Source organism: Moorena sp. SIO4G3, assembly GCF_010692305.1.
Lineage (GTDB): Bacteria > Cyanobacteriota > Cyanobacteriia > Cyanobacteriales > Coleofasciculaceae > Moorena > Moorena producens_A.
In genome coordinates this window covers 56356-69155 of sequence record NZ_JAAHIG010000001.1, presented here as the reverse complement: position 1 = coordinate 69155, position 12800 = coordinate 56356, and the positions used below count along the sequence as shown (strand labels likewise).

Annotated in this window: 15 protein-coding genes; 10 read left to right on the top strand and 5 right to left on the bottom strand. The window is 44.9% G+C overall.

Annotated elements, in window-relative coordinates:
• The first annotated feature begins 24 nt into the window (after nucleotides 1-24).
• Nucleotides 25-753 (top strand): MBL fold metallo-hydrolase, encoded by a 729-nt coding sequence (locus tag F6J99_RS00355; protein ID WP_293111213.1) that lies wholly within the window; start codon nucleotides 25-27, stop codon nucleotides 751-753.
• A gap of 44 nt (nucleotides 754-797) precedes the next feature.
• Here the strand turns inward: F6J99_RS00355 and ctpA are convergent, their stop codons facing one another.
• Complete coding sequence (gene ctpA / locus F6J99_RS00350) at nucleotides 798-2033, bottom strand: carboxyl-terminal processing protease CtpA (protein WP_293111212.1); 1236 nt, start codon at nucleotides 2031-2033, stop codon at nucleotides 798-800.
• A 220-nt stretch (nucleotides 2034-2253) separates the two neighbouring features.
• Between ctpA and petB the strand changes: the two genes are divergently transcribed.
• From petB to F6J99_RS00330, 4 genes are all read left to right on the top strand, one after another.
• Nucleotides 2254-2922 (top strand): cytochrome b6, encoded by a 669-nt coding sequence (gene petB / locus F6J99_RS00345; RefSeq protein WP_070391575.1) that lies wholly within the window; start codon nucleotides 2254-2256, stop codon nucleotides 2920-2922.
• Nucleotides 2923-3021: 99 nt separating this feature from the next.
• Entirely contained in the window at nucleotides 3022-3504 is a 483-nt protein-coding gene (petD, locus tag F6J99_RS00340) for a cytochrome b6-f complex subunit IV (protein WP_009149162.1), read from the top strand.
• A 288-nt stretch (nucleotides 3505-3792) separates the two neighbouring features.
• A complete protein-coding gene (locus tag F6J99_RS00335; RefSeq protein WP_293111211.1) occupies nucleotides 3793-4938 on the top strand; it encodes a glycosyltransferase family 4 protein in 1146 nt (381 codons plus the stop codon).
• A gap of 214 nt (nucleotides 4939-5152) precedes the next feature.
• On the top strand, nucleotides 5153-5533 hold the full coding sequence (locus tag F6J99_RS00330) for a hypothetical protein (RefSeq protein ID WP_293111210.1): 381 nt from the start codon (nucleotides 5153-5155) through the stop codon (nucleotides 5531-5533).
• 113 nt (nucleotides 5534-5646) lie between these two features.
• Here the strand turns inward: F6J99_RS00330 and F6J99_RS00325 are convergent, their stop codons facing one another.
• Entirely contained in the window at nucleotides 5647-6084 is a 438-nt protein-coding gene (locus tag F6J99_RS00325; RefSeq protein ID WP_293111209.1) for a hypothetical protein, read from the bottom strand.
• 519 nt (nucleotides 6085-6603) lie between these two features.
• On the opposite strand from F6J99_RS00325, the gene F6J99_RS00320 reads away from it, so the two are divergent.
• Nucleotides 6604-8874 (top strand): pentapeptide repeat-containing protein, encoded by a 2271-nt coding sequence (locus F6J99_RS00320; RefSeq protein WP_293111207.1) that lies wholly within the window; start codon nucleotides 6604-6606, stop codon nucleotides 8872-8874.
• Nucleotides 8875-8881: 7 nt separating this feature from the next.
• Here the strand turns inward: F6J99_RS00320 and F6J99_RS00315 are convergent, their stop codons facing one another.
• Nucleotides 8882-9073, bottom strand: a complete 192-nt coding sequence (locus F6J99_RS00315; protein WP_293111206.1) for a hypothetical protein — start codon at nucleotides 9071-9073, stop codon at nucleotides 8882-8884.
• Nucleotides 9074-9121: 48 nt separating this feature from the next.
• Nucleotides 9122-9325 (bottom strand): hypothetical protein, encoded by a 204-nt coding sequence (locus tag F6J99_RS00310; protein WP_293111205.1) that lies wholly within the window; start codon nucleotides 9323-9325, stop codon nucleotides 9122-9124.
• A gap of 383 nt (nucleotides 9326-9708) precedes the next feature.
• Here F6J99_RS00310 and F6J99_RS00305 point away from each other — a divergent pair, with 383 nt between their 5' ends.
• A complete protein-coding gene (locus F6J99_RS00305; protein ID WP_293111203.1) occupies nucleotides 9709-10227 on the top strand; it encodes a hypothetical protein in 519 nt (172 codons plus the stop codon).
• 220 nt (nucleotides 10228-10447) lie between these two features.
• On the opposite strand, the gene F6J99_RS00300 is transcribed toward F6J99_RS00305, so the two are convergent.
• Nucleotides 10448-10903 (bottom strand): hypothetical protein, encoded by a 456-nt coding sequence (locus F6J99_RS00300; RefSeq protein ID WP_293111202.1) that lies wholly within the window; start codon nucleotides 10901-10903, stop codon nucleotides 10448-10450.
• A gap of 126 nt (nucleotides 10904-11029) precedes the next feature.
• On the opposite strand from F6J99_RS00300, the gene F6J99_RS00295 reads away from it, so the two are divergent.
• The 3 genes from F6J99_RS00295 to F6J99_RS00285 all read left to right on the top strand — a co-directional run bounded on the left by F6J99_RS00295 (nucleotide 11030) and on the right by F6J99_RS00285 (nucleotide 12758).
• Nucleotides 11030-11902, top strand: a complete 873-nt coding sequence (locus F6J99_RS00295) for an S-methyl-5'-thioadenosine phosphorylase (RefSeq protein WP_293111200.1) — start codon at nucleotides 11030-11032, stop codon at nucleotides 11900-11902.
• A 119-nt stretch (nucleotides 11903-12021) separates the two neighbouring features.
• A complete protein-coding gene (locus F6J99_RS00290; RefSeq protein WP_293111199.1) occupies nucleotides 12022-12210 on the top strand; it encodes a hypothetical protein in 189 nt (62 codons plus the stop codon).
• On the top strand, nucleotides 12207-12758 hold the full coding sequence (locus F6J99_RS00285; protein WP_293111197.1) for a chorismate pyruvate-lyase family protein: 552 nt from the start codon (nucleotides 12207-12209) through the stop codon (nucleotides 12756-12758). The genes F6J99_RS00290 and F6J99_RS00285 overlap by 4 nt, the downstream gene beginning before the upstream one ends.
• Nucleotides 12759-12800: the final 42 nt, after the last annotated feature.

The window sequence follows — 12800 nt, the reverse complement described above, 5'->3', positions numbered from 1 at the left end:
AACTACAATTAAACTACAAGCATTGTGCAACCCGATACTCCAGCAAAAGGCGATTTTAATCTTACGCCAAGCGCATCTTCTAATCAGCAACCTGCTGCATCCAAGCCACCACGCCTTGTTCTAGATACCATTTTCGCTTTTCCACCCAATCGAGATACGTTAGGTGGTACGGCTTATATTATTGTAGGAAATTCCTTCAACCTATTGATTGATTGTCCTGCCTGGAATGAGACTAACCAACAATTTTTGCGTGAGCAAGGGGGAGTCTCATTACTGTTTATTACCCATCGCGGTGGTATTGGTAAAGCAAAGGAAATTCAGGAGAGTATGGGATGCCAAGTCCTGATTCAAGAACAAGAGGCTTACTTACTGCCGGGATTGGAGGTAGTTACATTTCACCAGGAGTTGACTATAAATCCCTGCTGCTACGTGATTTGGACTCCTGGTCACTCTCCTGGTTCTTCTTGTCTTTACTACACTGGTGCCGGGGGTGTGCTATTTTCTGGGCGTCATTTGCTTCCTAGTAAACAAGGAGAACTGTTGCCCCTGCGAACCCCGAAAACATTTCATTGGCCAAGACAGATTCGGAATGTGCAATCTTTGCTTAAGGGTTTTACCCCAGAGACTCTTCAATTTATCTGTCCTGGTGCCAATACTGGTTTTTTGCGAGGCAAAGGCGTGATTGACCAAGCTACAGAGCGTTTATCAGAAGTGAGCGCGAAGTTGAAAAACCCAGAAGAGCTATATATCTGACGCCCTGACGGCCTGATGCTCTGAGGCCATTATGTAATGACCACCTAACTTGCCTTAGCTAGAAAAGTATCAGAACTCAACAACTTGATTGCTTCCTGATACTGAGTATCTGCTTTTGTTCCCACTTGGCTCATAGTAATTGCTTCTAAAGGCACCTCCAAGTCTGGCTCAATCCCTAATTTATTAATATCCCGGTGATTGGGGGTCTCGTACTTGGCAACGGTAACTGCTAATCCTGACCCATCGATTAGTTCAAATAACGACTGAATTAACCCTTTGCCAAAGGTTTTTTCCCCTACTAGCTTTGCCCTACCATTGTCCTGTAAAGCCCCAGCTAGAATCTCACTAGCACTGGCGCTGCCTTCATTAACTAATACGACCAAGGGGTCTTGCGTAAGAGCGTCACCATAGGCTTCAAAGCTACCAATGGTGCCTTGGCGGTTAACGGTGTAAACAATAGTGCCTTGATCTAACCAGAGGCGAGCAATTTCAATACCTGCCTGCAATAGACCCCCTGGGTTATTCCTCAGATCAAGAATATAGCCATGGGCACCCATCTCCTTGAATTGAGCAACAGCGTGGGCAACTTCCATTGGGGCGTTGGCACTAAATTGAGACAGACGAATATAACCGACTGGGTCTCTATTTTCCTGGGTATCGAGCACTGCATACACTGGGTTTAGGGAAATGCGATCGCGCACTATTTCCACCAATTTTGGCTGTTCTTTCTTGCTTTGAATCTTCAAGGTAACCGTTGTACCAATTGCTCCACGCATCCTTGCTGCCGCTTCATCGAGAGTCATTTCCTTAGTCAGCATGCCATCAATTTCTAGGATGTGATCCCGTGCTCGGATACCGGCTAAATCTGCTGGTGATTGAGCAATTGGGGTGATTACTTCTAACTCACCAGTTTCCACATCAATTGCAATTTGTAGCCCGACACCAGAGAGTTCACCAGAGGTGCTGATTTGCAAACTATGATATTGCTCGGGTCTGAGCAATCGTGTGAAGGGATCCCCAAGACTCCCTAACATTGTTTCTATGGCAGTATAAGTAGCTTCACGATTAGGCAGCCGCTTTTTCAAGGTCTTCTGACGTAACAACCACCAATTCTGATGGTTAAAGGTATCATCAACGTAGGATTGAGAGACAATCCGCCAAGCTTGGGAAAAAAGCCTTTGCTCCTGAGAGAAGGCAGCTGCTGTTGGTGTCCACCAGGCAGACAATAGCATGATTGGCAAGGTTAGTAGGAGTCCAACCCACAAGGATCGTTTGTGCATGATCAAAATTATTAGAGTACTTGTTAAGTTATATTACCTGTAACCGCTATCAGGTATAATATTAGGGCTGTAACCGCCAGAGTTTACGGCAAATTAATGAAGCAAGTCATGTTAAAATTAACATCATGTAACATATAGGCTGTATTCGTTGTAACTTAGGGAGTTGAAGACTCCGACATTCAACGTCTGACGGCAAAATCCTTTCGGAAACTCTGGCCTCATGTTTTCTAAGCAAATCACTGACTCGAAAGTATACGACTGGTTTGAGGAGCGTCTGGAAATTCAGGCACTTTCCGATGACATCACTTCAAAGTACGTACCTCCCCACGTTAATATTTTTTACTGCCTGGGTGGAATTACTCTAACTTGCTTTATAATCCAGTTCGCCACTGGATTTGCCATGACCTTCTACTACAAGCCGACGGTCGCTGAAGCATTTAGCTCTGTACAGTACATTATGACTGAAGTGAGCTTTGGCTGGCTGATCCGCTCTGTTCACCGCTGGTCTGCCAGCATGATGGTGCTGATGATGATTTTGCACGTCTTCCGGGTGTATCTGACTGGTGGTTTCAAAAAGCCCCGTGAACTGACCTGGGTGACAGGGGTAGTTTTAGCAGTAATTACCGTCTCCTTCGGTGTGACTGGCTACTCTTTGCCTTGGGACCAAGTTGGTTACTGGGCGGTCAAGATTGTATCTGGTGTTCCTGAAGCTATTCCCGTAGTTGGTTCTTTAATCGTTGAACTGCTGCGCGGTGGTACTAGTGTAGGTCAGGGTACCCTGAGTCGCTACTACAGCCTACATACCTTTGTTCTACCTTGGTTTATCGCTGTATTCATGTTGCTGCACTTCCTGATGATTCGCAAACAGGGCATTTCTGGTCCGTTGTAAATCTGTACTGACTAAAAGTCAGGAAAGTGTTAAAACTAAATGCAAACCTTCCTGCTGCCACCTGCTTACCTTTACTTATTAAGGAGAAGAATTTAAGCAATGTCAGTTCTTAAAAAGCCGGATCTAGACGATCCCATTTTACGTGCCAAACTAGCCAAGGGGATGGGTCATAATTATTATGGCGAGCCAGCTTGGCCTAATGACCTTCTCTACGTTTTCCCAGTGGTAATCATGGGTTCCATTGCTCTATGCATTGGTTTAGCTGTGCTTGATCCAGCTATGATTGGTGAGCCAGCAGATCCCTTTGCCACACCTTTAGAAATCCTCCCGGAATGGTATCTATATCCTGTTTTCCAAATTTTGCGCATTCTCCCTAATAAACTTTTGGGAATTGCTGCTATGGGATCAGTTCCCTTGGGTCTGATGCTGGTTCCCTTCATCGAAGGTGTGAACAAATTCCAGAACCCATTCCGCCGTCCAGTGGCAACTACGGTATTTTTATTTGGTACCCTAGTCACCATCTGGCTTGGTGTTGGTGCTACCTTACCCATTGATCAGTCTTTGACTTGGGGTCTGTTTTAAGATAAGCCTAACCCTCAGGCTGATCCTACAACTAGAGTTTTAACTAGAGTTTGTGGGATTTCCAGTGGTTAGTGATTAGTCGTTTAAAAAAGCTTTTGTGAAAATCCCACGTACTTTGAGCCGTGGGATTTTTGCTTGATAGGAATTTTAAAGAATTTTATCCGTGCCAAGCATCGTAACCGTGTCTGCCATGCCTACAAATTCTTCGTTGTTTTTCCCTAATATCCCTAATGCTTTTAGAAATACTTCGAGGCTAAGATAGGTGAATCGAATTCAAAACTAACGAATTTGAGCGACACACAGAAAACCGCATCTAACTACGTATTCATTTTTCTAGAGATTTTTGAGTGTGAAGGGGGCATCCAATCCTACGTCAAAGATATTTTCGAGGCATATTTGTCTGTTGCTGCTAAGACTGTTACCAGTTCTAGGGCTGAAGTATTTTTGCTGCGGGATCGTCTAGGTTGTGACAATCCCTTTGATGTCTACCCACTCAGATTCCATTACCTGAAAACCAAGCCTCCTGTGCTAGGGCGTGTTCGCTTAACACTAGCGCTGGGGTTTTATTTATGGCAAAAACGTCCCAAGCACGTTTTCTGCGGTCATATCAAACTGGCTCCCCTGACTCAGCTGTTGTGCAATAGTCTGGGGATTCCCTATACAGTTTTGACCTATGGCAAAGAGGTGTGGAAACCTTTACCCCTCAAAGAACGTAATGCCCTAGAGCGGGCAGCAGCAATTTGGACTATTAGTCGTTACAGTCGCGATCGCGCTTGTGCGGCCAATAAGCTAAATCCTGAAAAGGTAAAGATGTTGCCTTGTGCTGTTGATGGGCATAGGTTTACTCCTGGTCCGAAATCACCAGCCTTAATCGAAAAGTATGGTCTGGCTGGTGCTAAAGTGCTGATGACCGTTGCCCGTCTGTGGTCTGGGGATATTTATAAAGGAGTAGATGTTACCATTCAAGCACTTCCTGCGATCGCAAAAATCTTTCCAGAGGTTAAATATCTAGTTATTGGTCGTGGTGATGATCAACCCAGACTGGCACAGCTAGCCAAAGATTTGGGGGTTGCGGATCGGGTGGTCTTTGCTGGTTTTGTCCCTACACCAGAATTAGTGGAACACTACCGAGTGGCTGATGCCTACGTCATGCCCTCCCAAGAAGGCTTTGGGATTGTATACCTAGAGGCCATGGCTTGTGGTAAACCTGTCCTTTCTGGGGATTCTGATGGTTCTGCTGATCCGTTGCAAGATGGTCAGCTTGGTTGGCAAGTTCCCTATCGAGACCCCGATGCAGTGGCTGCGGCTTGTATTGAAATTCTTAAGGGAGAGGATCAACGCTGTGATGGTGAGTGGTTACGAAAACAATCCCTAGGGTTATTTAGTAAAGAGGCTCTGACAAAGCAGTTAAAAGAGTTCCTCGATTTTGCGTAAACATTGTTCTGATTCCCGTACATCCCCATCCTTCTTAGTAATAAAGCCAGAATCAAGCCTGGGAATAGGGAAAGCTTGGTTTATCGGTTTTCAGCTTTGGGTCAGAAGCCCCTCGTGGAGCATAAGCAGCGAGGGGTAATTTCTATTCAAGTTAAGACGAATCTGAACTAGGATATAACTACCCGATCATATTTGTTATTTTTAAAAGAAAACTGTGAATCAAAATACCCCCAGACAGTTTCAGTTCAACCTGTCAGGTATGGGCTGTTGGCTAGCGTTCTTTTTAACTTGTTTCTTGCTAGGCACAGTTGGCTTGGGATGGGTAGTCAATGGTTTTTTGATTTTGATTGCTTTTTTAATCATCTCACCAGTGATTGCCTGGTTCGGAGTTCGCTGGTGGCTCAGACGTAATCTAGTAGAAGATCAATGTCCAGTCTGTGCCTATGAGTTTACTGGGTTTAACAATACCCAGTGTCAGTGCCCCAGTTGCGGGGAAGTTTTGAAGATAGAACAGGGTCGTTTTAACCGCTTAGCAGCTCCAGGCACCATTGATGTGGAAGCGGTTGAGGTATCCGTTGAGCAGATTGAAGATTAGAGCATTTACTAATCACCCATAGACTTCGCCGCAGTTGTCAGACAAAAGGCTTGCATACAATCATAATTGACTTTAATAATTGACTGTTGAACTTTTAATTCTGGACGCCGGTATTAGGGAGTTTTAGTGATCGATAAGGTGTAAGGATGCTGTTCACCATTGCGATCGCCGACGTAGAATGAGTAGCTGCCTTGCTCCCAATACCCGATTTTAACAATATTCCCCCCAGATAAATTATCGGCCTGTGTACATGAGGTACCATTTGGCTCCTTAATCAATAGAGTGGGCTGGCCTTGGCTTTCTAGGTTGAAGCGCAAGTAGGTAAAATCTTGGTTCAAATTAATGACATGATTGGGCTGGATACTAATCATACCGCATTGGCTCTTGTTTGAGCCTCCAGAGTTTCCAGTCACTACGATCGGATCAGGCTGGAATTCAGGCTCAAGGTTGATGGTTTCGGCGCTGGCGACACCAGCGCTACTTAAGCTTACAGCTAGGGTGATCGGAACAATCATCCACTGTGGGAATAGTTTAGTCATTGTCATCCCCATTAGTCTTGTGATCTATTACTAATACACTTGTTCTAGATTACTTGACTATCTCGAATTAAATTTGTTTCGGGTAAGCTATCAGCTATCAGCTATCAGCTATCAGCTATCAGCTATCAGTTAGTAACTATAATTCAATGGCCGAGGGCTGACGGCTGACGGCACCTCAAGTAGCGTGCGTGGCACAGGCTTCTAGCCTGTGAAGTAGCGCATATGCTTACTGTTTCACTTTAAAATCGCTACATCGCTCCCTATTCCCTACTCCCATTAACCCCAAGGGCGGGGTACCTCACCCAATTTAAAACTGCTATATAATAATGAGGCTGATTTCATAGCAGTTCAGTGCTATTGCCGGTATTCAACCGGTTAAGTCTAGACATAGTTAAACATAGTCATCAGGTGTTTGCCCAAAAAACGGTATCAACAAAAATCTGCTATAATCTCGGGGAATTTGCTTACTGCTCCTTGAAATCAGTGTTCACAGTCATTAAAAAGCCACAAATCGCAGCCTGAGCATTGAATATGGCTAGCCCCACTCTAAAAACAGGTCAACATCGAGAAGGTAGCTGGTATTTTCCGCTGCGACTGAACTTGGTTCTGCCACTGGTGACTAGGCGTTGCGTGGCAGCGCTTTTGGAAGTCTCGCTGGTAACTACCAGTGCCCTGCTCCCTTACGGGATTGGTTTGTATGCAGAAAAATACTCGAAGGCAGAACCGGTTCCCCTTAACCCAGTGTTGGGGGCAACCCAGAATGCGATCGCAAAAACTCTAGCTTACCCGCGCCTACAACTAACCAAGCGAGTCACTCCCCTGACCAATTTTTTTTGGTGTGCTTCCTTAGTGATGCCAGTAGGAGTAACCCTATGGCAACTTTATCTGCTGGGAAAAACTGGTCAAACTACTCCCAAAGGTTGGTTTGGAGTGCGAGTGGTTACCACCTCGGGAAAACCGCCTGGTTTGATGGGTGCGCTTTGGCGTGAGGCAGTGGGACGCTGGGGATTACCACTGGGAAGTGCTTATTTACTCTGGCGCTACACTGGAGCCTTTCCTGACTTGTTAATTTTGTTGGGATTGGCAGGATTGATGCTATTGGCAGAGAGTTTTAGTTCTGTATTAAATCCTCAACATCGCAGCCTCCACGACTACATAGCCGGAACTTATGTCTCGGATTCCTCTCGGTTGCTCTTGCCGTACTGGTCAAGTTTTGAATCCTCCCCCTCACCAGAGTATGAAGACGTTGAGCTAGAGGAGGACACTGATGAGCAATGGTCTCAAGAGTATGAAGAGGTTGAGCTAGAGGAGGACACTGATGGGCAATGGTCTAATCACCAGGAAGCTACCTCGGGTTACCGTAGCGGAACAGTTACTACCATTACCCTGATTTCAAAATCTCAACAGCACTCCCCCAATCTTTGGTTGTGGATGCGCCGACATCCCGGTCTTACTCTGGTAATTGTTACCTTTGGTGGTATGGGTTCTGTACTTGGCACGTTTGTGGGAACCCAAATCTATATTCAAAGTCAAGCAAATTGGCGAGCGTTCAATCAGCAGAAGAATCAGGTCTTTCTGACCTTAGTGAAACAATTAAGCTCCACTGAGAGCACGGCTCAAGAAGAACGTTTGGGATCAATTCTGGCTCTAGGTAGGATAGACGATCATCGTGCTGTACCGTTTCTGGTGGATTTGCTGGGTCAGGAAAATACCCCTAGCTTAATTGATACCCTCCAACAAACCTTGGTCAGTAAAGGCGTTCAACCGCTTCCCCATTTACGAGTATTGAATCAATCCTTGGCAAACGACCAGAAAACCTTAACCAGGGAAGGTAAACCAGGGGTTGGGGAAGTGCTAGCGGTGCGGCACCGAGCAACTAAGCAAGCTATCTCGAAAATTCTGACTATCTACGACGGTCAAGTGCATAATGCTAACCTGAGTAATATTAACCTCAGTAAGGTTAATCAGGGTTATGGCTATTTTAATCCCATTCTGGATAACCTGAATTTGTCGGGCATTAATTTCCGCTACGCTGATTTGTCCGGTGCTAATTTGCAGGGTAGTCGCTTCTATGGCCCTGGTGAAGATGAACATTTTGGCACGTTTGATGATTGGGTCAGCGACTTTAGCGGAGCTGATCTCAGGGAAGTTAACCTGACTGGCGCTATTCTCGATAATGTCTTGATGAATCGCACTAATTTAATTGGGGCAACCCTGAACCGAGCAAGGTTTTATAACGGCAGCCTGATCGGTGCGAATCTCAGCAGTGCTCAGCTGATTAATGCTGATTTCCGTAGAGCTATCTTAGAAAATGCTAGCCTCACAGGAGCCAATTTGGGTGAAGCAAAATTCAGTCTCTCTAGTCTTCATGGTGCTCGTTTGGGCAAAGTTAGTGCTGTGGGGAGTGATTTCTCTTCTGCTGATTTAAGTCAATCAAGCTGGCAAGGATCGAATCTTTCTAGGGCAAATTTGAGTAATGCTAATCTCAAAAATGTTGATTTAAATTCAACCCAATTGGTAGGGGCTAATTTACGCAATGCCAAGCTGTACAATGCTAAGCTACGTTACGCTAATCTAAGTGCTGCAGATTTGCGAGGGGCTAATTTAGCTGGAGCAGATTTTAAGGGAGTTACCTTTGCTATGGCTAAACAGACCAAGGCTAATCAATTTATTACTTTGCCTCCACCTAAATCGCATTTAGCCAGGATTAGGGGGGTTGATTTTACCAATGTTAAAAATTTAGATGAGCAGCAACTTCGCTATATTTGTACCTATGGTGGACTTCATCCTAGATGTTTGTAATTTTATTTTAAGTAGGGAGTAGGGAGTAGGGAATAGGGAATAGGGAATAGGGAATAGGGAATAGGGAATAGGGAACAAGGAAAAAACAAGTGGGAAGTGCGTAGGGTGCGTTAGGGGCGGACTTGCCCTTATTTTTCGCCTCGTAGCCAGCGTTGGGATAGTCGGCCCCGTAACGCACCACCAAAAGGCTCCCCCTCATTTTCCGCCTCTTCGCGAGTTTAGAAAGTCCGTAGGGGCGGACTTGCCCTTATTTTTCGCCTCGTAGCCAGCGTTGGGATAGTCGGCCCCGTAACGCACCACCAAAAGGCTCGCCGTCATTTTGTAACGGGCAAGATGCCCGTTCCACCCACCGGATCAAAAAGCTTTTAGGAGATGCACCCAGCAAGTAAGAAACAAGTGGGAAGAAAGAAGTGGTAAAAAATAAAGTAGGCTCAATTTTTTCTCTTGTCAAAAAATTAGCTATGCTCTGAAAGATCCGCTACGCAAACCCATAAATTAAAAAGCTACTGAGTCGATTCACTATCTTCGAGTTGACTTCAGTTTAAAACCCGCTTAACCAGAATAGATTGCTTAATGGATTGCCTTAATTTAAAGTTAACTATCAACAGTGAACAAAACATCAACCTGTATATAGCGGTTTCTATTCTAATCAAATAATTTTTACTCTCTTGCTAGCATGCCTATTGCCTATTGCTAGCATGCCTATTGCTAGCATGCCTGTTCCCTGTTCCCTGTTCCCTGTTCCCTTTGCTATATTAGTTTCACCGCAGCAATTAAGCTAATATGAGCGAGAAAGCAGCCATCATTAGATTTAGGTATTGAGGAGTTGAGGAAATGGGTAATACTATTGGATTATTGTCCACAGTAGGAACGCTGGTGCTGGGGAGTCTGGCTAGTTTAATGATTAAGTCGCAACCAGCATTTGCTCAAGCTGCCTACGGAAGTTATGTGGGAATTGGTCCTACGATTGGTATTACTAAGGATGATGATGGAGACGGTCAGCAAATTGGTGGGGTAATTGCGTTTCGCTACAAATTCCTAGAAATCCCCATTTCCTTCCGGACACAAGCCCTGATTGGTGCTGGCACTGCTATTGTGCCAACAATTTCTTACGATTTCCCCCTTAACTGGCAAACCGATGCTTACTTGGGAGCAGGGGCTGTATTTGCTAGCGGTCACTCTCCCTCACCAGTAGGAGATAAAACCAGTTTTGCTATACAACCTGGTATTGATTTTATGATCCCTAATAGCCAAACGGTTTTGTTTGGTAATGCGATTATTGCTTTTGATGCCTATCGGGAGGGTGGCGGCGTCGCTGCTTCTGTTCAAGGTGGATTTGGTCTAAGATTTTAGTTTCAATAGTCGGGAGTCGGGAGTCGGGAGTCGGGAATAGGGAACAGGGAATAGGGAACAGGGAATAGGGAACAGGGAATATTTGCTCGGAAGTCTTGAATCTAGTAATAAACGATTACCAACATGGCTGATGTCTGTCTATCGTTGTTGTCTATCGTTGTTGTCAACACAGAGCGAAAACTACGCCTCCCTTCTCCGCAAACTCTTCCCCCTGTTTGCTTCAATTCAAAATAGCCCCGTCCGGTATAGTTTCCTGTTTCATTGCCCAAAACTTGCTCAGGACATGAATTTGCTTTAATCCCACTATTAAATTTAAGCCAGGTATAAAAATCCACCACACTACCAGAGGTTCTGTGAGTCCTTCTCGTCGATACAGTTCGTTTACTGTGCGGTAAAGCCTAAACTGCACAATGTAAATCCAAACGATACCGACCAGGGAAAACCAACCAAACCACCCAGGCACATCGGGATCTAATATCCATAGCGCTTGTGGAACGGCGACACCTAAAACAAAAGGTAGTAAGCAAAGGGTACCGGACCAGCCATAGCTGTTATAGTTTCGCAACTCTTCCTGAATGATCCACTTGTACCAACCGTAATACAGCGTTAATGTGGCTACCGATAGCAGGATCACTTTTACCAGAGGACGGGGTTTACCAAGCGGTTGGTGAGACATAAGGCACAACTATTTCATCGGAACATCAGTCTGTATTTTAAAATCTCTTAACAAAAATTCATACAGTTATACTGTTTCAGGTAAAATAACAAAGCGTTGGACTGAGGCACAGCAAGCACAAACACCATGGTAAAAGCACAAATTGGGATTATTGGCGGTAGCGGACTTTACAAAATGGCTGCTCTCCAGGATGTGCAGGAGGTACCGATTGACACCCCCTTTGGTCCTCCGTCCGATGCCTTGATGGTGGGAACCTTAGAAGGAACTACTGTAGCTTTCCTAGCTCGTCATGGTCGCAATCATCATTTGATGCCTTCCGAGTTACCCTTCCGAGCCAATATCTATGCCATGAAGCAGTTAGGCGTGGAGTATATCATCTCTGCCTCAGCAGTGGGTTCTCTCCAGGAAGAGGTCAAACCCTTAGATATGCTGGTACCGGATCAGTTTATTGACCGCACGAAGAATCGGGTTTCGACCTTTTTCGGGGACGGGATTGTGGCTCATATTGGGTTTGGACACCCGGTGTGCAACCAACTGGCCGGAATTTTAGTGGATGCGATCGCAAGTTTGGAGTTACCAGAGGTGACCGTACATAACAGTGGGACTTATCTGTGCATGGAAGGGCCAGCATTTTCCACCATGGCCGAATCTAATCTCTACCGGAGTTGGGGCGCAAAAGTAATTGGCATGACCAATTTGCCAGAGGCCAAGTTAGCACGGGAGGCAGAAATTGCCTATGCTACCCTAGCCCTAGTTACCGATTATGATTGCTGGCATCCAGAGCATGACCATGTCACCGTGGAGATGATAATTGATAATCTAAATCGCAATGCGATTAATGCTCAGAAGGTGATTCAAGAGACAGTGCGCCGGTTAGTTGAAAATCCACCGGTTTCTAAAGCCCACTCTGCTTTGAAGTATGCTATTTTCACTCCCTTAGATCAAGCTCCAGAAGCAACTAAGGAGAAGTTGGAGTTGTTGTTGCAGAAGTATTTGTAAAATCGCAAATAGCTAAAGGTGGCGCTGGATATATAGCGTTTCTATCAAGGGAACAGGGAGCAGGGAGCAGGGAGCAGTAGGAAAGAGTTTGGATAATTTTTTGGTGTTATAAAAAAGCGATGCAGTCGGCCAAAGGGGGTTTTCACAACTGTTGCTACCGACACTTCTCACCCTCCCCCCACTCCCTACTCCCTACTCCCTACTCCCTACTCCCTACTCCCTACTCCCTACTCCCTACTCCCTACTCCCTACTCCCTAAAACCCAAGAATTAATACCTCACCCAAATAATAATTGCTATAAACCATGAGAAATGATCTACAGCAATCCCTAAGTCGAAGTTATATAGACCCCTCGACTCTGAGTATTTTCCAAAGAATTCTATTAACGACAGATGGCACAGTAACCGATATGTTGGAAGCCTATCTGTTTGAACAAATTCGTCTAGTTAAGTTGTCTGAGGAATTGGTGACAACAACTGATAATATCGACCCAATGGAATTAGATAAAGGAAGCTCAGTACTTGATAGGAAAATACTATTACAGGGTAAAATAAGTCGCAAGAATTATATCTATGCTGAGTCAATTATTGTTATTGATCGTCTAGATGATTACTTTCAAAAAGATTTACTAAAAACTAAAAGCCCCATCGGCAAAATCTGGCGAGAGCAGAGATTCGAGACCTTTAAAGAAATTGTGGATACTGGAAAAAAGCCTGCTAAGGAATTAGCTGATTATTTCGATATTGAACCGGAAGCAAATTTACTTTTTCGTACCTATTGCGTCTTTTCTAATCGCCAATCGGTGATGATGATTAGTGAATATTTTCCTGAAAGCTATTTTTTGAATAGGCTATAGGGAATAGGGAGTCGGGAGTCGGGAATCGGGAATCGGGAGGGT